Annotated in this window: 13 protein-coding genes and 1 pseudogene; 7 read left to right on the plus strand and 7 right to left on the minus strand. The window is 48.0% G+C overall.

From position 1 onward, the window contains the following. Positions 1-20 precede the first annotated feature (20 nt). On the minus strand, positions 21-752 hold the full coding sequence (trmJ, locus tag PRUTH_RS10250; RefSeq protein ID WP_022945496.1) for a tRNA (cytosine(32)/uridine(32)-2'-O)-methyltransferase TrmJ: 732 nt from the start codon (positions 750-752) through the stop codon (positions 21-23). A gap of 206 nt (positions 753-958) precedes the next feature. Between trmJ and suhB the strand changes: the two genes are divergently transcribed. Beyond that, positions 959-1,762: an inositol-1-monophosphatase gene (gene suhB, locus PRUTH_RS10255; RefSeq protein ID WP_022945497.1), complete on the plus strand. Its 804-nt coding sequence runs from the start codon at positions 959-961 to the stop codon at positions 1,760-1,762. A 74-nt stretch (positions 1,763-1,836) separates the two neighbouring features. Here suhB and PRUTH_RS10260 read toward each other — a convergent pair whose 3' ends face one another. Next, a complete protein-coding gene (locus tag PRUTH_RS10260; RefSeq protein ID WP_151173215.1) occupies positions 1,837-3,930 on the minus strand; it encodes a TonB-dependent receptor in 2,094 nt (697 codons plus the stop codon). Between the two features lie 82 nt (positions 3,931-4,012). After that, positions 4,013-4,678: a tRNA-uridine aminocarboxypropyltransferase gene (locus PRUTH_RS10265; RefSeq protein WP_151173216.1), complete on the minus strand. Its 666-nt coding sequence runs from the start codon at positions 4,676-4,678 to the stop codon at positions 4,013-4,015. Positions 4,679-4,735: 57 nt separating this feature from the next. Between PRUTH_RS10265 and PRUTH_RS10270 the strand changes: the two are divergent. The 6 genes and pseudogenes from PRUTH_RS10270 to PRUTH_RS10295 all read left to right on the plus strand — a co-directional run bounded on the left by PRUTH_RS10270 (position 4,736) and on the right by PRUTH_RS10295 (position 10,790). Beyond that, positions 4,736-5,278, plus strand: a pseudogene (locus PRUTH_RS10270) (GNAT family N-acetyltransferase). Between the two features lie 108 nt (positions 5,279-5,386). Continuing rightward, positions 5,387-6,682, plus strand: a complete 1,296-nt coding sequence (locus PRUTH_RS10275) for a hypothetical protein (protein ID WP_151173217.1) — start codon at positions 5,387-5,389, stop codon at positions 6,680-6,682. Next, positions 6,682-7,176, plus strand: a complete 495-nt coding sequence (locus PRUTH_RS10280; RefSeq protein ID WP_045980583.1) for a hypothetical protein — start codon at positions 6,682-6,684, stop codon at positions 7,174-7,176. Before PRUTH_RS10275 ends, PRUTH_RS10280 begins: the two co-directional genes overlap by 1 nt. Positions 7,177-7,187: 11 nt before the next feature. Beyond that, positions 7,188-9,188 carry a GMC family oxidoreductase gene (locus PRUTH_RS10285; protein ID WP_151173742.1) on the plus strand — a complete coding sequence of 667 codons (2,001 nt, stop codon included), beginning with the start codon at positions 7,188-7,190 and terminating at the stop codon, positions 9,186-9,188. Positions 9,189-9,192: 4 nt separating this feature from the next. Continuing rightward, positions 9,193-10,155, plus strand: coding sequence for a DUF2608 domain-containing protein (locus PRUTH_RS10290; RefSeq protein ID WP_151173218.1), 963 nt, complete (start codon positions 9,193-9,195; stop codon positions 10,153-10,155). A gap of 314 nt (positions 10,156-10,469) precedes the next feature. Then, positions 10,470-10,790 (plus strand): hypothetical protein, encoded by a 321-nt coding sequence (locus PRUTH_RS10295; RefSeq protein WP_151173219.1) that lies wholly within the window; start codon positions 10,470-10,472, stop codon positions 10,788-10,790. A 152-nt stretch (positions 10,791-10,942) separates the two neighbouring features. Here PRUTH_RS10295 and lpdA read toward each other — a convergent pair whose 3' ends face one another. From lpdA to pdhR, 4 genes are all read right to left on the minus strand, one after another. Then, on the minus strand, positions 10,943-12,370 hold the full coding sequence (lpdA, locus tag PRUTH_RS10300) for a dihydrolipoyl dehydrogenase (protein WP_045980580.1): 1,428 nt from the start codon (positions 12,368-12,370) through the stop codon (positions 10,943-10,945). 155 nt (positions 12,371-12,525) lie between these two features. After that, entirely contained in the window at positions 12,526-14,433 is a 1,908-nt protein-coding gene (gene aceF, locus PRUTH_RS10305; RefSeq protein ID WP_151173220.1) for a pyruvate dehydrogenase complex dihydrolipoyllysine-residue acetyltransferase, read from the minus strand. Positions 14,434-14,444: 11 nt separating this feature from the next. Beyond that, positions 14,445-17,111 (minus strand): pyruvate dehydrogenase (acetyl-transferring), homodimeric type, encoded by a 2,667-nt coding sequence (aceE, locus tag PRUTH_RS10310; RefSeq protein ID WP_022945362.1) that lies wholly within the window; start codon positions 17,109-17,111, stop codon positions 14,445-14,447. Between the two features lie 89 nt (positions 17,112-17,200). Next, on the minus strand, positions 17,201-17,950 hold the full coding sequence (gene pdhR, locus PRUTH_RS10315; RefSeq protein WP_022945361.1) for a pyruvate dehydrogenase complex transcriptional repressor PdhR: 750 nt from the start codon (positions 17,948-17,950) through the stop codon (positions 17,201-17,203). Positions 17,951-18,098: the final 148 nt, after the last annotated feature.

Below are 18,098 nucleotides of genomic sequence, written 5' to 3' on the forward strand. Positions count from 1 at the left end.
TCTAGTGACGTTTCTGAGTATCAGTCTTGGTTGTTTTGCTGTTTATCTACGGAAGTCAGCATACCGCGCAGAATATTGAGCTCTTGTTGCTCTGGGCGGGCACGGTTAAACAAACGTTTTAGTTTTGTCATCACCTGGCCAGGGTGCTGTTTGATGATAAATCCGGTGTTGCTAAAGGTACTTTGCAAGTGTTCATAGAAGCGCTGCATTTGTTCATTGGTAGGGTATTCGTTGTCGTCTTGTTCGACCGCTTGCTCTTGAGTATCTAAAAACTGCATGCGCGTCTCATAACACAGAGTTTGTACCGCCATGGCTAGGTTCAATGAGCTGTAGTCTGGGTTCGCCGGAATACACACATGGAAATTACATAGCTGCAACTCTTCATTGGTTAGGCCGCTGTTTTCACGACCAAAAACCAATGCCACAGGGCTACTTTCGCCTTCTTTAACAAGTTTTTCACCGCATTGGCGAGGGTCTACCATCGGCCAGCTCAAAGTTCGAGAACGGGCGCTAGTGCCGATGGCCAATACACAGCCTTCAAGTGCTTGCTCTAGCGTATCGACCACTTGAGCCTGCCCTAAAACATCCGTAGCTCCAGCTGCGAGTGCGCTGGCATGACTATCAATTTCACAGGCTGGGTCAACAAGATAAAGGTTACTAAAACCCATGGTTTTCATTGCTCGAGCCGCCGAGCCAATATTACCTGAATGCGAGGTGTTAACCAAAACGATGCGAATGTTCTCAAGTGCCATAGTACGGTGTTTATTCTTTAGTAAATTACAATACGCCGTAGTTTATCATAACCCTAGGTAGAGAGCCGCTGAAAAATTTTTCTAAGCAAAACAGCGCTGCACAAAAAACCATCAGGTTATTTTTACTCGCGTATTTACTTTAGTTGAAAAACCGCTAGAATACGCCGGCTCGAAATATTGTTCTTTTACAACCCAAAGGTAATGCTATGCATCCGATGTTAAACATTGCGATTCGCGCTGCGCGAAACGCAAGCAAGGTGATTTTGCGCGCCTGTGAAGATTTATCAAAAGTAGAAGCCAGCCAAAAAGGCAGCAATGACTTTGTAACCAGCGTTGATAAAGAGGCGGAAGCCGTTATTCGCGAAACCATCTTAAAATCTTACCCTAACCACAGTATTATAGGGGAAGAGTTAGGCCAACATAATGGCACTGATGCTGACTACCTTTGGGTGATCGATCCCCTCGATGGCACCACTAACTTCATTAAAGATATCCCGCACTTCTGCGTCTCTATTGCCTTAAAGGTAAAAGGCCGTATCGAACAGGCCGTTGTCTATGATCCTATCCGTGGTGAGCTTTTCACTGCAAGTCGAGGTCAAGGCGCGCAACTTAATAGCAAGCGTATTCGTGTTAGTAACGCTAAAGAGCTTTCTGGCACAGTGCTAGCCACAGGCTTCCCATTTAAACAAAAGCATCACATGGATGCATACATGGAAGCGTTTAAATCACTATTTGTATACACTGCCGATATTCGTCGCGCGGGCTCTGCCGCGTTAGATATGGCGTATGTGGCGGCAGGCCGTGTTGATGGCTTCTTTGAGATTGGTTTGAAACCTTGGGATACCGCTGCAGGTCAACTATTGGTAAAAGAAGCCGGTGGTTTGGTGATGGATTTTGCTGGCGGTGCTAACCACGAGAAAAGCGGTAACGTGATCTGCGGTTCACCAAAACTCGCTAAAGCTATTGTAAAAGAAATTCGCCCGGTATTAACAGAGTCACTACTGAAGTAATGTCGTGACCGGCGCTTGAACTATCAAGCATAATAGAAAAAACGCGAGCTTAGGCTCGCGTTTTTTATTGCTCTCTAAAAACCGTAGTTAAAGCTGACGCCCGCAACTCTTGGCTCGGCATATTGCACGTAAGTTTGCGCGATGTAACCATTCACTGGGTTATTGCCGAATTTAAAGCCGCGATTGTAGTAGTCTTTATCTAGGGCATTGCGCACCCAGAAGTTCACTCCCCAATATTCGGCTTGGTAGCCAACACTGGCATTAACAAGGTTGTAGCTCGGCGACTTCGAATTATGGCTATTTGAGAAATAGTACTCGTCTTTGCCTTCTACCCCTAAGTTCACGAATAGCGCGTCGGTGATGTCAAAACGGGCGTTCAATGCATACTGATAATGGGGCGCTTGCGCTTGATCGCGGTCACTTTGATCAACGCCCTCAGCGGTAACAAAACCATCGATTTCACTGTCCAGTGCACCGACACTGCCCGTTAAGGTTAAGCGCTTAGAAACAGCATACTCGCCTTCAATTTCAAGGCCGTAGTTTTCGCCGCTGTTGCCGTTATCAAAGTAGCCTGCGAACTGCTGGTCTTCGGTTTTCCAGGCTTTTAGCTGGATATTATCGCGATACATATAAAACGCGGTGATGCGTAAATTAAGGCGCTTATCGGCCGAGCTGCCCTTCACGCCGAACTCAGCATTCCATAAGTACTCTGGATCGAAAGTGCGATGGTTTAAGAAAAAATCAGCATCTTGGCTTAACCCTTCGTCATTAGCCTTGGCGATGGCTTCGGCATTGATACCACCGGCTTTGTAGCCTCGGCTGATACTGGTATAAATCATCGTTCTCGGCACTACTTGATACTCAAGCGCCACTTTTGCACCGACCATGGTGTCGTCCACATTCTCGACGACCGCAGCGGAGTCACTGTATTGGCCCTCATTGCGCTCAACGCGAAGTCCCGTGACCAACCGCGTTTTGTCGCTGATAGGCATTTCTATTTGCCCATATAAGGCAATATTTTCACTGTCATAGGTCGATGTGAAATCACCGGCATTCCAGGTGTACTGACGCAATAAGTCAACATCGCGAGACTGGTAATATAGCCCAGAGACCCAATTCCCCGCTTTGCCGCTAAGTTGTAGCTCTGCGGTGTAATCTTGACGGTCACGTTGATAGCTGTCAGTGGAGCTGTAAGCATAGGGATGCAAGCCCTCTAAACACAACGCTGGCTGCTCGGGGTCATTACACACCCAATCTTCATCGTAACTATACAAAAGGTCAGCGTCTAAACCGGTTAAGTTAAATTGCACATCGGCAAAGTTAAAGCCGCTGTAGATATTGCTCAGCCCCACAGCAACACTCTCTTGAGTATCTTTACCTGGCTCATCGGCCACACTGATACGGGTATTATCTAAGGTGAACGCATCATAGCCGTTATCAATATCCATATAATGAGCAACGAGCTCCGTACGCCAATGCTCAGTAATTTGCGAGTGCAGCTTTATGCGGGCGACTTGCTCATCAATATTTTGACTGTTGCTATCAAGGTACTGGTTATCAACATAGCCGTCTGACTTATTTTGATAGAAGCTCGCGCGCACACTGCTTTTTTCACCAAACCCAGTGCCTGCAGCAATACCGGCATCCCACGCATTGTAGTTACCCGCACCAAGCTTCACCTTAACACTAGGCTCCAAGGTTGGCTCAGCGCTTTCCATGTGGATCATCCCCGCAAGCGCATCGGCGCCAAAACGCGTGCCTTGTGGGCCTCGATAAATCTCTACTTGGTCAACATCAAACAGCATTGCGGCGCCGCCAAGGCCGGAGTAATTAATACCATCAATCACCACTCCGACCGATGGATTAACAGGGTCAACAAACTGCGAACGCAAGCCGATACCACGAATTTGCACAAACTTACCGCGCGACGCGCCGGCAGTAAAATTCACATTGGCAGCTTGGTTAAGTAGCTCATCTAAATATTTGGCTTCGCGGGAGGCAATATCAGCCTCGGAGAACAAGCTTGCGCTAGCGCTAAGCTCTTGGATTGATTCGCTTTTAAAGTCACCCGTTACAATGATCTTTTCAATATCACTTTCATCAGCGTGTGCACTGAGACTCAAACTTTGAGCCACGGCACAGGCCAGCAAACATAGACGTGCATTCATGCGCAGCTTGGCATCCCTAGTGGATTAAAAAAGGAACACCGAGTCTAGCAAAATCAGGCCATTAAATGAATATCTGTGGGGGCTAAAGCTTAGAACGTTTACCTTTAAGATAAGCGTTGCGAAAGTCAATAAAATGCTCGGCGAGCTTGCTTGCAGCTTGGTGCTGTTCAGCTAACTCTAAAACCATAATAGCCACTTCAGCAGTCCCTAACTGATGCTCATGTGGGGCAATACGTAAGCGATAGTCCGACACCTGCTCTGGGGCAATGGATAGCACCGGAAAACCATCTAAATAAGGAGATTTACGCATCATTTTTTTCGCCTCACGCCAAGTGCCGTCAAGGAAAATAAACAAAGGCGTTTTGCCCTCAATAGGCTGTACCTCAGTACAGACTCGTTGTGGTTCAACGCCTTGCTCCGGGAACACCACCCACGGCTGATAACGACTATCTTCTAATAGCGCTAATAATGCAGGGTCTGGATCGGTTCTATCCCAGCGAAAAGCAAAGTTCTGCGGCACGATATCGGCAATGAGCCGACCGGTATTAGAGGGTTTAAAACTCTCGTTATGATACATCAACAAACACACCGCAACATCACAAGGCACCGTTTCAACCCCGGCACAAATACATAATGACTGCGCTAACAAGCAATGTTCACAACGGCTGAGCTTACTGCCTCGGGCTTTGTATTCGCGTTTGGCATCAGCAATTTGCTGCGCACGAAGTTTTAATACAGAATTAGTCACCACATACCTCAGGTCGACGATAGCCGCTTATTGTAAGCGAATTAAGGATGCAAGAACATGGTTAACCTAACCAATAGCGCGCGACTACGCTTTCGCCTTATGGATCTTAGCGACGCCGAGCTATTGTACGAACTAGACCAAGACCCCAAGGTGATGCGCTACATTAATGGCGGAACGCCCACCTCCAGAGCAAGCATCAACGAAGTTTTTCTGCCTCGCCTTCGCGCATACCTTAATCCTGCAAAGGGCTGGGGCATTTGGCAAGTCAACCGTATCGCAGATGATGCCTATCTCGGCTGGATACTCGTGCGCCCTTTTGATTTTTTCAGTGACGCACCAAAATGGCACGATATTGAGCTCGGTTAGCGCTTTAAACACTCAGCATGGGGCCAAGGTTATGCCACTGAAGCGGCTCATGCGGTGCTTCATGGTCTTGCTGAACAGCAACCAGAAATACGTTACTTCAGCGCCATCGCGATGGCCGAAAATCTTGGTTCCATCGCCGTCATGAAGCGCCTAGGTATGCGCTTTCAGCGCCAGTATGTGCACCATGATCCACTGGGGGACTGGCCCGTTGTCCACTATCAGTTAGCGGTGTAACCCACTGTAATGTGAAGTCCCAGCGTTTGAATCTACATTGGTTAGTACACCTAACAGGCACTGAGTGCGTGTTAACCGTCATTACCCTATTGATTCAAGGAGCTGAATATGAGGCTACCCCTCATTGCTGTTGCCACTGTTGGCGCACTCAGTACGTTTGCTAACGGCCATGCGCAAACAACGCCCACACAACAGTTAACCCCCCATCTACCCAAAGACATCAGCGTCACCGAGCCAGTCACATTGCAGTCTTTACAGCATGACTTTGATGTATTTTCTTGGCAGTCCTTTATTGCTCTGAATTGGCCTGCAAATGCGGACGGTCTGCCGGATACCAGCAAAACCATAGGCCAACAAGGCAACGCTGTGGTATGGCAGCACTATAAGGAAAGTCGCGATATATTTTTAGCTAACGGCGCCAAACCGCCCGGCTGGAAAGAGCACAACCCGCCGCCAACTCAGTGCGATGCACCTAATAATGCGTTAGTGCTGTCGCAAGTGGGAAAAACTCCGAATGTGCTTGATGAAAGCGGTGAGCCGTTTCAAACCGGGCCACTGATAGACCAAAATGGCCAGTACACGCGCTTTGAAATTCTCACCAATAAAATGATGTTCGATTACATCGTTGATAACGAACTCTACAACCAGCAAGGGCAACATAAATTCAAAGGCGACGCTGACTTTCCGTCTACCGATAACAGTAAGGATAAAGACGGCGCAATTATGATAAAAGCCGCTTGGAAAGTGATGGGCCCAGGCGATGATCGCAGCCGTTTTTATACCGTAGATGCCTATGTGTATAACAATCCCGACGAAAACCAGGGAGTTCAAGCTGCGTGCCAATTGCAGCGAGTTGGCTTAGTTGGCTTTCATATCGCCACAAAAGTAGAAGGCAACCCACAATGGATTTGGTCTACTTTCGAGCATATTAATAATGCACCCACGCAAGGCCAACCGGCAACTAAGCAGAGCTACAACTATTACCGACCCAACTGTGATGATTGCACTGCGGTGAATACTCCGCCGCCACGCCCGTGGGACCCAAGCACACCCCATACGCAACCCTCGCAGGTTGAACGCGTAATTGCAATTGACGAGGCGACCAACAAGCTGAATCAGAAATATCATGCCCAACTCAAGCACGCCTTTGCCGAAAGCGTTTGGGTGAACTACGAACTAGTGAGCACTCAGTGGCCCACAGACGCTCAAAGTAAAACGGATCCAACCGGCGTCCCAGCCCCCAGCTTTCTTGCCAATACCACCTTGGAGACTTACATACAAGGCGAGGTTAAACAAACGTCATCAAGCTGTATTGGCTGTCACAACAATGCCGCCATGACCAATGGCCGCTTTGCTGATTTCACCTACCTACTACAACGTGCACAAGCCAAAGGAGAAAAGTAATGAGTAAAATGGATAATTTCATCGGCTTGAGTGCCGTTTTAACAGGCTTTGCCGAGAGCAAACTCGCGCCGCAAATCGACCCTATTGATATCAAATCTGAGTACCTGCCGCTGTGGCAAGAAAAGGTTGATGAGCAAAGTAACGGCTTAAGCAGCAAAATTCTCGCCACTTACAGCGACCTAAAAAGCGTTCAACCGCCCTTGTCAGATCAAAAAATTGGTGAGGCCATGCTCAGCGAGCGCAACGGCGCTGACTTCACCATGGCCTGCCGACAACTCATTTACCTTTGGTATATGGGGGCCTGGCCCAGTGTCCCAAAGGACAATAGCCGTACCGACTTCACCATAGTGTCAAGTAAAGCTTACTCTGCAGGGCTGGTGTGGCAGGTCATGCAAGCCCACCCTATGGGCGATTCGAATGAACGCTACGGCTATTGGGCGGAGAAGCCCAGCGCCACATTAAGTGACTTTACCGGCCACAGCAGCGAGCAATAAGGAGTAACATGATGAATAGCAAAACCGAATATGATGTGGTGATTGTCGGCGCAGGAATCGCAGGTGCCATTGTCGCCTACGAGCTTGGCAAAGCAGGTAAAAAGGTACTTATTTTAGAGGCCGGACCTGCCGTGCCCGCTGATCGCTCCAAATATATGGATACTTTTTTTAAAGCTGCCGCAAAAACACCTGAAAGCCCGTACCCACCGGCAACACAGAATGCGGTGGCAAATAGCCTAGACAATCCCCTTGGCTTACCCGATCCCAGTACCGAAAACACACCAAGATACACAGTATTACAAGTGGATGCTTGGCGTAAACCGACACAATGTTACTTTGATTATCCACCGCAAGATGCCAATGTCAGCGGCACGAGTTTAAATGCTAAGTTTGCTTTTGCCAGCTCCTACGAACGCATCGGTGGCGGTACCACATGGCACTGGTTAGGCACCTGCTTGCGCTTGTTACCACAAGATTTTGAGCTTAAAACCTTGTATGGCCAAGGGGTTGATTGGCCCGGTGGTGAGCAGTTTTATCAGGACTTAGTGCCGTTTTATGAAAAAGCGGACCAAGAGATAAACGTCGCTGGCGACAAACAGCGGATGCAACGCCTGTATGAGCAGTTTGGCGTCGACCCCAGCGGCACCTACGGTGCTCATTATGATTTCCCCATGCCGGGGATCGTCCCTGCCCTACAAGACAGAGTCTACGAGCATGCCACCTTGGGCATGAAATATGAGGGCAATGAAGTCTATGTATCGCCAACGCCACAGGGACGAAACTCTCGCCCCGGTGAGCGCCGCCAATGCGCCGGCAACACCAACTGCATACCTATTTGCCCTATTCAGGCTAAATATGATGCCACCGTGACCTTGGCTCGAGCACTGCAAACCGGCAACGTTGAGATCCGCTATCAACATGTGGCAAGCAATATCCAGCTCGATAGCACGACCCAACAGGTATGCGCCATTGATTACATCAGCTATACCCATGCTAACGGCATTGCCACTGGTCAGGGTTCGGTCACTGGCAAACGCTTTGTGCTTGCCGCGCACGCTATTGAAACTCCGAAACTACTGCTTATGTCGAATAAAAACCCTGGCTTCGAAAACGGGGTTGCTAACAGCAGCGATCAGGTGGGCCGCAACCTCATGGACCATATTATGTATTTAGGCTGGGGACTAGCGGAAAAGCCAATTTACCCGTATCGCGGTCCACTTTCCACAGGTGGCATTGAATCGCTGCGCGATGGCGACTTTCGTAAACAGCGCTCAGCTTATCGCATCGAGATTGGTAACGAGGGCTGGCAATGGGCCGCTAATGATCCCGGCACGACACTCGCTGATTTCATATTTGGGCAGAACAATAGTCAGTTGAATGGCAACTCGGTGAATCAACAAGGACAAGAGCTACGCTTAGATGATAACTTACCGGCGAATAGTAAGTTGTTCGGTCAACAACTGGTGCAGACCTTGAATCAGGCCTACACCCGCCAACTGCGTTTAGGTTACCTAATTGAGCAACTCCCCGATGCCAATAACCGAGTCGAGCTATCTTCGACGCTGAAGGACAACCTTGGCTTGCCAAGACCCAAGGTCACCTACCGCTTGGCATCCGATTACGAGCGTAAGGCGTTTGTTTCGGCGAAACAAATTACCACAGAGTTGTTCACCCAATTAGGCGCCACCGAATATACTCAAGACCCCGGCGAGCCCAACCTCAGTAATGCCGAGGATGCCTCGGCGACAAAATTCCAATACCAAGATGACAGTGGCACCTTACATAATTTTAAGTTTTATGGCGCAGGGCATATCGTTGGCACCTATCGCATGGGGGATGACCCAGCGACCTCGGTGCTTAACCACCGCCAACAATCATGGGACCATGCTAACCTGTATATGGTAGGAAGCGGTGTGTTTCCAACCATTGGTACGGGTAACCCCACATTGACGATCGCCGCCTTGGCATTTCAAGGTGCTGGCCACATACTCGACGATTTAGCAGGAGCTTAATGCCATGCGCTTTTTATCTTTGACTTACTATGCCTTACTTACAGGCATCGCCACCCTAACTCTGAGCACCCATGTGTATGCTGAGTCAGCAAAGAGCATTTTAACCACCGATTCCTTTGCTACGCTAGAGCAGCAAGTAATGCAGTGGGGGGAGCCAGAAAACACTCTGGTAGTGATGGATAACGACGATACGCTGACGATGATCGCCTGCGCTGACGACCAATCCCCGAGTAAGTGCCAGTATCTCGGTGGGGCCGCTTGGTATGCGTGGCAAAGTGAGTTAGTCACTGCACAATCAGCTCCGCGTGTCGCCGACACAAGTTTAGAGCTTATTGAAGCCTCAGACCTATTATTTGCGCTTAACACCATGGTTTACACTCGAGATAACGTCCCCGCCATATTGGCACGGTTAAGCAGTCAAGGGGTGAGGCTAATGGTTGAGACGGCACGTGGTAACCAAACGATTTCTGCTACAGAAGACCAGTTTACCGACTTAACACTACCAGATGGCGGCGATTTACTGGGCTTTTTTGCCACCCATGCGCCCAAGTTTGCAGGACTTGCTAGTAAAGCCAACCCCTACTCTTCGTGTGATAGTGGCAGCCAGCGTCGCATTTCCTATCGCCAAGGAGTGATGTATTTGGCAGGCCAAGATAAAGGCAAAAACCTACTGTGCTTTGTGAACCAGTACAACGACACGCTATCACCCGATAAGCAAATTCGTAATATCGCCTTTATTGATGACACACTGGAGAATGTCGAAAGTATAAACCACGCATTTGCAACTCAAGCGCAGTTCAACGTTGCCGCCTACCACTACACGGCGCTGGCGGCGCATAAAGCGGCACTAACCCAAGGGCCAATGGCGAAAAAGCATCAAGCAAAGGCCACCGAACGCTGGTGTAAGGTAATAAAAACCATGACCAAGGAGCTGATAAAACCAAGCTATACCCGCGAGTGCCACTGAAAAAAGAATATTCCTCCTAGCTTATTTGAGCTAGGGGGAAGTACTTGCCAAAACGAAAGCGTTTGCGAACATAGTCAAAAGCACTTAAATTAGTTTTTCATCAATACTAATGAGTAAAGAACTACTTCGGACAAAGCAACTACCCACTTTACATAACAACAGATGCTAAGTTTTTTATAAGACAATAACTCGCCTTAACTGAAAACAATGGCCACATTCAGTGCTAATGCTATTTAACAAATAAGAAGTGTTTGAAAATTATGGTTTTTACTACCTAATAATCGGAAGCATATTTCGTCTTATGAGAAAAAAGTTTGAAAAATAGAAAGAAGATAAAACAAGCTAAATTGAGCGAAACAAGGCTATTTATAAATAAAGCAATATTTTCATTGTTTTGCTGGCTTAGCGGTTTAGCAGGGCTCACAGTACCTATAGTTGCGCTTTTTACTGGCCATATCAGTAGCCTTAGGAAGTATGGGCCGCCTGAAGAGACCTACTTCTTCACATCTTCTCCTTTGACCTTCATATTTATTGTACTGCTTTATTTTGGCTCTTCTCTATTTTTACTGCTAGCACCGACACTATTCAATGCAACATTTTTCCCGAAGAAAATAAAAAGAAAGAATAAAAAGTGATTACTTTTAAGTTACTTTATCTTCCTATAGCACCCCAATTACATTGCTGAATTCAACTTTTATGTTCCTATCACAGTTAAACAATTAAGTATAAATATCAAACATAAAAAAACCCGGCACTAAGCCGGGTTTTTAAATTCAGTTGAAGAAGCTTACTTCTTCTTTTTCGCAGCCTTTTTGTTCGGTAGGTCAGTGATTGACCCTTCGAAAATTTCAGCCGCGAGACCGATTGACTCATTAAGCGTTGGGTGCGCGTGGATGGTTAAAGCGATGTCTTCAGCATCGGCGCCCATTTCCACACCTAGACCAATCTCACCCAGCATTTCGCCAGCGTTGATACCGATCATTGCACCACCGATAAGACGATCTGTGTCTTTATCGAAAATGAGTTTAGTTTGACCTTCGGTACGTGATGAAGCAATCGCACGACCTGAAGCAGCCCATGGGAATACCGCTGTTTCAATATTCAGCCCTTGCTCTTTTGCTTCTTTCTCAGTGACACCAACCCATGCAATTTCAGGGTCTGTGTAGGCAATTGATGGAATGCACTTAGGATCAAAATAGTGCTTTTTGCCAGAAATTACTTCAGCGGCAACATGGCCTTCATGAACGGCTTTGTGAGCAAGCATAGGCTGGCCAACGATGTCACCAATGGCATAGATATGCTCAACATTGGTCTTCATTTGCTTATCAGTGTTGATAAAGCCGCGCTCATCAACGTTAACACCGGCTTTGTCGGCATCAACCAACTTACCATTTGGTGTACGACCAACAGCAACTAATACTTTGTCGTAACGCACAGGCTCCGCCGGCGCATTTTTGCCTTCAAAAGTCACGTATAGACCGTCGTCTTTCGCTTCAACACCGGTTACCTTAGTCGATAGCATAACGTTGAACTTGTCTTTAACGTACTTCTGGTAAATCTTGATAACGTCTTTGTCCGCTGCCGGAACTAGCTGATCAGCAAATTCAACCACGTCGATTTGTGAGCCTAGAGCGCGGTATACAGTGCCCATTTCAAGACCGATAATACCACCACCTAGTACCAATAGTTTTTCTGGTACGTCTTTCAGCTCAAGCGCACCAGTCGAGTCAATAACACGCTCGTCTTCTGGAATGAAAGGTAGGTTCACCGGCTGTGAACCAGCCGCGATAATAGCATTATCAAAAGTGATGGTGGTTTTGCCGTCATCGCCTTCTACGTCAATGGTGTTGCTGCCAGTGAATTTACCGTAGCCGCTCACGACTTTCACTTTACGCATTTTTGCCATGCCGTCTAGGCCGCCAGTTAGCTGACCAATAACAGAGTCCTTCCAATCGCGGATCTTGTCTAGGTCAATTTCAGGCTTGCCAAAAGAAACACCGTGTGACGCCATTTCGCTCGCGTCATCAATCACTTTAGCAACGTGTAGAAGTGCTTTTGAAGGGATACAACCGACATTCAAGCACACACCACCTAGGGTCGCGCGTGACTCAACGAGGGTCACTTCCAAACCTAAATCCGCAGCACGGAATGCCGCAGAGTAACCACCAGGACCACCGCCTAGTACAACGACTTGTGTTTTGATTTCGTTGCTCATGCTATTACCTTATTTTGTCCGAACGGGAAGCAATGACACGGTTTGCTGTCAACATGCCATCGCTCACAAAAATTGTGCAAAGATTGTATCATTGCAATTTAAAAAAATCCCAGTAAAAACCGATTACTGGGATTAAAGTTCATTATCTGTATGGCTTACATTACCAAGTGGCGAATATCGCTTAGGTAATTTGCCAGAGTCACAGTAAAGCGTGCTGCCAGCGCACCGTCAATAACACGGTGGTCGTAAGAGCAGCTTAGCGGCACCATTAAGCGCGGCTCAAACTCTTTACCATTCCATTTCGGTTTAAAGTCTGACTTAGAGACACCCAAAATAGCCACCTCAGGCGCATTGACGATAGGCGTAAACGCAGTGCCACCGATGCCACCGAGGCTAGAGATGGTGAAGCAACCGCCCTGCATATCGGCCGAGGTTAGCTTACCATCGCGGGCCTTTTTGGAGATATCCATCAGCTCGCGTGATAACTCCATAATGCCTTTTTTGTTGACATCACGAACCACAGGAACAACGAGACCATTAGGGGTATCAACCGCAATGCCGATGTGTACATACTTTTTCAGAATCAAGCTCTCGCCGTCTTCTGAAAGTGATGAGTTAAAGGTTGGGAATTCTTCCAACGCCTTGGCTGCCGCTTTCATCACAAACACTAATGGAGTGATTTTAACGCCCAGCTTTTTCTTCTCAGCCAGCGCGTTTTGCTCTTTACGGAATGCCTCTAAGCTGGTGATATCGGCTTCGTCGTATTGGGTTACATGAGGAATATGTACCCAGTTACGGTGTAAGTTAGCACCAGATAGCTTTTGAATGCGCGACAGCTTCTTCTCTTCGACTTCACCAAACTTGCTGAAGTCGACTTTTGGCCATGGGATCAAGTCGACACCGGCACCACTACCGCCTTTACCTGCGCTACCGGATTCAACTTGCTTCACTAAGTCTTTGACATAGTTTTGCACGTCTTCTTTTAACACCCGGTTTTTACGGCCTGTGCCTTTGACTTTCGCCAGGTTAATACCAAACTCACGGGCCAAACGGCGCACTACCGGAGAAGCATGGGCATAATCAGCATTTTCAACGAAGTCTTCACGCTTCGCCGGCGCTGGGCCACTGGCCTTGTGCTCTTGCGGTTGCGCGCCGCTTGCCGTTGTTGATTGCTGCTTAGCCGGAGCCTGCTGCTGTGCGGGGGCACTGCCTTGCACCTCAAAGGTAAAGATTAAGCTGCCGGTTTTCACGGTATCGCCCACGGCAACTTTCACTTCTTTTACTTTGCCGGCAAAAGGAGCTGGCACTTCCATAGAAGCTTTATCGCCTTCGACGTTAAGAATCGACTGCTCTTCGTCAACGGTGTCGCCGGCACTGACCATCACTTCGGTCACTTCCACTTCGTCGCCGCCAATGTCCGGCACCGTCACTTCTTTAACTTCAACACTGCCGCTGTCTTTGTCTGCTTTCGCTTCTTGCTTGTCGCTATCGCTCGAGCTTGGGCTCTCGGCACTGCCACCGCCTGCGGTTTCAAAGATAAATACCAGCGACCCAGTCTTTACGGTGTCGCCGACATTGATTTTGATTTCTTTAACTTTACCGGCTTGTGGCGCAGGCACTTCCATAGAAGCTTTATCGCCTTCAACGTTAAGAATTGATTGTTCTTCTTCAACGCTATCACCGACACTGACCATAATTTCGGTGACTTCAACTTCGTCATCACCAATATCAGGCACAGTAATTTCCACCTCGGCGCCGGCTTGATTGCTAGCACCGCTGTTGTCCTCACTGCTGTCTGCAGCCTCGCTATGCTCGGCATCGGCATTGCCTTGCTCGCCTTCGAAAATCATAATCAAAGTGCCAGTAGAGACGGTATCGCCCTCTTTCACTTTGATCTCTTTTACTACGCCCGCTTCGCTGGCAGGCACTTCCATAGAGGCTTTATCACCTTCTACGGTAATCAAAGATTGCTCAACTTCAACCTTGTCGCCCACCGAGACAAGCACTTCGGTGACTTCAACTTCATCGCCACCAATATCAGGTACGTTAATTTCAATGCTCATTTGCAAACCCCTTAAGCGTGCAGCGGGTTAATCTTGTCGGCATCAATGTCGAACTTCTTGATTGCTTCTGCAATCACAGATTTTTCTACATCGCCACGTTTCGCTAATTCTGTTAGTGCAGCAACCACCACGTAACCTGCATTCACCTCGAAGTGACGGCGCAGATTCTCGCGGCTGTCGGAGCGGCCATAGCCATCGGTACCCAGTACGCGATATGACTCAGCCGGGATGAAGGCACGAATTTGTTCGGCGTAGTTCTTCATGTAGTCGGTAGCCGCAATCGCAGGCTCTTCACCTAATACAGTTTGCAGATACGGCACTTTCGCCTCTGCCTCTGGGTGCAGCATGTTATAGCGGTCGGCTTCTTGACCATCACGGGTGATCTCATTAAACGAGGTTACCGAGAAAATATCTGAGCTAACGCCGTAGTCATCACTTAGAATTTGCGCTGCTTTGCGCACTTCGTTCATGATCGTACCCGAGCTTAATAGCTGTACTTTGCCCTTGTTGCCTTCGTAGCTTTCGAGCTTATAAATACCCTTACGGATCCCTTCTTCCGCACCTTCTGGCATGGCTGGCTGATGATAGTTTTCGTTCATCAACGTCAGGTAGTAGTAGATATTTTCTTGGTCTTCACCATACATACGGCGAATACCATCTTGAACGATAACCGCGACTTCATAGCCGAAGGTTGGGTCATAAGAAATACAGTTCGGCACGGTGTTCGCTAGAATATGGCTGTGGCCATCTTCGTGCTGCAACCCTTCACCATTAAGCGTTGTTCGCCCTGCGGTGGCACCAAGTAAGAAGCCACGTGCTTGTTGGTCACCGGCCATCCACGCCATATCACCTACACGTTGGAAACCAAACATCGAGTAGTAGATGTAGAACGGGATCATCGGTAGGTCGTTAGTGCTGTATGAGGTCGCCGCAGCAACCCATGAGGACATCGCACCGAGCTCGTTAATACCTTCTTGCAACACCTGACCTTTTTGGTCTTCTTTATAGTAAGCAACGATATCACGATCTTCCGGGCTGTAATTTTGGCCCCGTGGATTATAAATACCAATTTGACGGAACAAGCCTTCCATACCGAAGGTACGTGCTTCGTCGGCAATAATTGGCACAATATTTTTGCCAATGCCTTTGTCTTTTAGCAATACATTAAGAGTGCGCACAAATGCCATGGTGGTGGAAATATCACGCTTTTGCTCTTCAAGTAATTGCTTGAACGCATCCATCTGCGGCAACTGCAACTGTTCGCTGAAATTAGGCAAACGGGTTGGCGTGTAACCATGCAGCTCTTTACGACGGGCGTGCATATACTCGTACTCTTTTGAGCCTTCTTCTAAGGTCAGGTACGGTAAGTCTTTAAGCTCATCTTCGGAAACAAGATCTTCTAACCCTAGGCGCTTACGTAAGTGAGCCACGTGGGTCATGTCCATTTTCTTCACTTGGTGAGCAATGTTTTTACCTTCGGCGGCATCGCCCATACCATAACCTTTAACGGTTTTAGCTAAGATCACCGTAGGACGGCCCTTGGTATCTTGCGCCGATTTAAAGGCTGCGAATAGCTTCGATGGCTCGTGACCACCGCGCTTTAAGGCAAAGATTTCGTCGTCGGTCATATCGGCAACAAGAGCTGCTGTTTCTGGGTAACGGCCGAAGAAGTGCTCGCGCACATAGGCACCATCTTTTGACTTATAGGTTTGGTAATCGCCGTCAACCGTTTCGTTCATCAGCTGTAGCAATTTACCTGTGGTGTCTTTGGCCAGTAATTTATCCCAGCCACTGCCCCACACGACTTTGATGACGTTCCAACCAGCCCCTTTGAACAGGCCTTCAAGCTCTTGGATAATCTTGCCATTACCCATAACTGGGCCATCAAGACGCTGCAGGTTACAGTTAATTAGGTAGCATAAGTTGTCCAAGCCTTCACGAGCAGCAAAGGAAATTGCGCCCCGTGATTCTGGCTCATCCATTTCACCATCACCTAGGAAGGCATAAACGCGTTGGTTGCTGGTATCTTTCAGACCACGACCTTCAAGATACTTGAGGAAGCGAGCTTGATAGATTGAAGCGATAGGACCTAGACCCATAGACACAGTTGGGAACTGCCAAAACTCAGGCATCAACTTAGGGTGTGGGTATGAAGGTAACCCTTTTCCATCTACTTCTTGGCGGAAATTATCAAGCTGCTCTGCGCTCAGGCGCCCTTCGACGAAGGCACGTGCATAAATACCCGGTGAAATGTGACCTTGGTAATACACCAAATCACCACCGTCTTGCTCATTTGGCGCGCGGAAGAAGTGGTTGAAGCAAACTTCATAAAATGCCGCTGATGATTGGAAAGACGCCATGTGTCCACCCAAGTCAAGATCCTTTTTCGAGGCACGCAGAACAATCATAATCGCATTCCAGCGAATGATAGAGCGGATACGACGCTCAACGTTCACATCACCTGGGTACGCTGGCTCTTGGTCAGCGGGGATGGTATTGACGTAGTTTGTGGTAGTGCCAGTTGGCATATCTACGCCATCAAGACGTGCTTGCTCTAGCACTTGTTCAAGGATGTATTGAGCTCGCTCAACGCCCTCTTCACGCACAACCGACTCAAGGGCTTGTAGCCATTCCTGGGTTTCGAGTGCGTCTACGTCAACATTATTGACTTCAGACATATGGAGTTTTCCTTATGTTTAAAATACGAATTTAAAATGCCAAAAAGCCCCAGCTTAAGCGCGATGCTCAACTGAGGCTCACAGCGAATTTATTGTGCTCTGGTACGTCGCAAAGAGCGCTCAATACGCGAATGCTCTTTCGTTGCTTCCAGTAAGGCTTCTTCGATAAAGGCTAAGTGCGCATTACTGGCCAGGCGTGCCTCTTCTGGGCGGCCTTCAATGACGGCGTCCATCAACACTTTGCGGTGCTGCGCTAATTGCTGCGACACGGCGGTTTTCTTCATCAATACCTGCAAGTTTTGCAGTACGTTTTGCTCTAGTAAAGCTTGCATGCCACGCACTAAGTGCAGTAACACCACGTTATGAGACGCTTCAGCGATACAAAAGTGAAAAGCGTTAATAGCTTTCGCTTTGGCACTCAGGTCATCACTTACTTGCGCTATTTTTTCAAAGCTATGCTTTACCTTTACAAAGTCATTTTGAGTCCCGCGTAATGCCGCATAATAGGCGGCGATACCTTCGAGGGCGTGGCGAAACTCAAGCAAATCAAACTGCGACTCTGGGTGCTTACTGATCAACTCAAACAGTGGATCACTTAAGCCCTCTTCCAATTGATTCTTTACAAAGGTGCCACCACCTTGGCGGCGCGTAACCAACCCCTTGGCTTCGAGTTTTTGAATTGCCTCACGCAGCGATGGGCGTGATACTTCAAACTGCTTAGCCAGCTCACGCTCAGGCGGAAGCTTTTCCCCTGGTGCCAGCGATCCCTCAAGAATCATATTCTCTAGCTGGGCCAAGATCACGTCCGATAATTTCGCTGCTTTTACTTTCAATGACATCGTTGATTTATGCTTTGGGTAAATTGGTCATACCAAAAAGTGCGGTTAAGGTATCAAATTCACCGCAAGCTGTCAAAATTGACCCAGTTCACATCAATTTTTATTCAGCCAATTATGGTGGATATGCGCGCAAATTAAAGTAATTTAC

The organism is Pseudoalteromonas ruthenica (assembly GCF_008808095.1).
GTDB classification, from domain to species: Bacteria; Pseudomonadota; Gammaproteobacteria; order Enterobacterales; family Alteromonadaceae; genus Pseudoalteromonas; species Pseudoalteromonas ruthenica.

Excerpts from the sequence above, each read along its gene's own strand:
- pdhR (WP_022945361.1), bottom strand. The coding sequence starts at position 17,950 with ATGTCATTGAAAGTAAAAGCAGCGAAATTATCGGACGTGATCTTGGCC.
- aceF (WP_151173220.1), bottom strand. The coding sequence starts at position 14,433 with ATGAGCATTGAAATTAACGTACCTGATATTGGTGGCGATGAAGTTGAA.
- suhB (WP_022945497.1), top strand. The coding sequence starts at position 959 with ATGCATCCGATGTTAAACATTGCGATTCGCGCTGCGCGAAACGCAAGC.
- lpdA (WP_045980580.1), bottom strand. The coding sequence starts at position 12,370 with ATGAGCAACGAAATCAAAACACAAGTCGTTGTACTAGGCGGTGGTCCT.
- PRUTH_RS10280 (WP_045980583.1), top strand. The coding sequence starts at position 6,682 with ATGAGTAAAATGGATAATTTCATCGGCTTGAGTGCCGTTTTAACAGGC.
- PRUTH_RS10285 (WP_151173742.1), top strand. The coding sequence starts at position 7,188 with ATGAATAGCAAAACCGAATATGATGTGGTGATTGTCGGCGCAGGAATC.
- PRUTH_RS10275 (WP_151173217.1), top strand. The coding sequence starts at position 5,387 with ATGAGGCTACCCCTCATTGCTGTTGCCACTGTTGGCGCACTCAGTACG.
- PRUTH_RS10260 (WP_151173215.1), bottom strand. The coding sequence starts at position 3,930 with ATGAATGCACGTCTATGTTTGCTGGCCTGTGCCGTGGCTCAAAGTTTG.
- PRUTH_RS10290 (WP_151173218.1), top strand. The coding sequence starts at position 9,193 with ATGCGCTTTTTATCTTTGACTTACTATGCCTTACTTACAGGCATCGCC.
- trmJ (WP_022945496.1), bottom strand. The coding sequence starts at position 752 with ATGGCACTTGAGAACATTCGCATCGTTTTGGTTAACACCTCGCATTCA.
- aceE (WP_022945362.1), bottom strand. The coding sequence starts at position 17,111 with ATGTCTGAAGTCAATAATGTTGACGTAGACGCACTCGAAACCCAGGAA.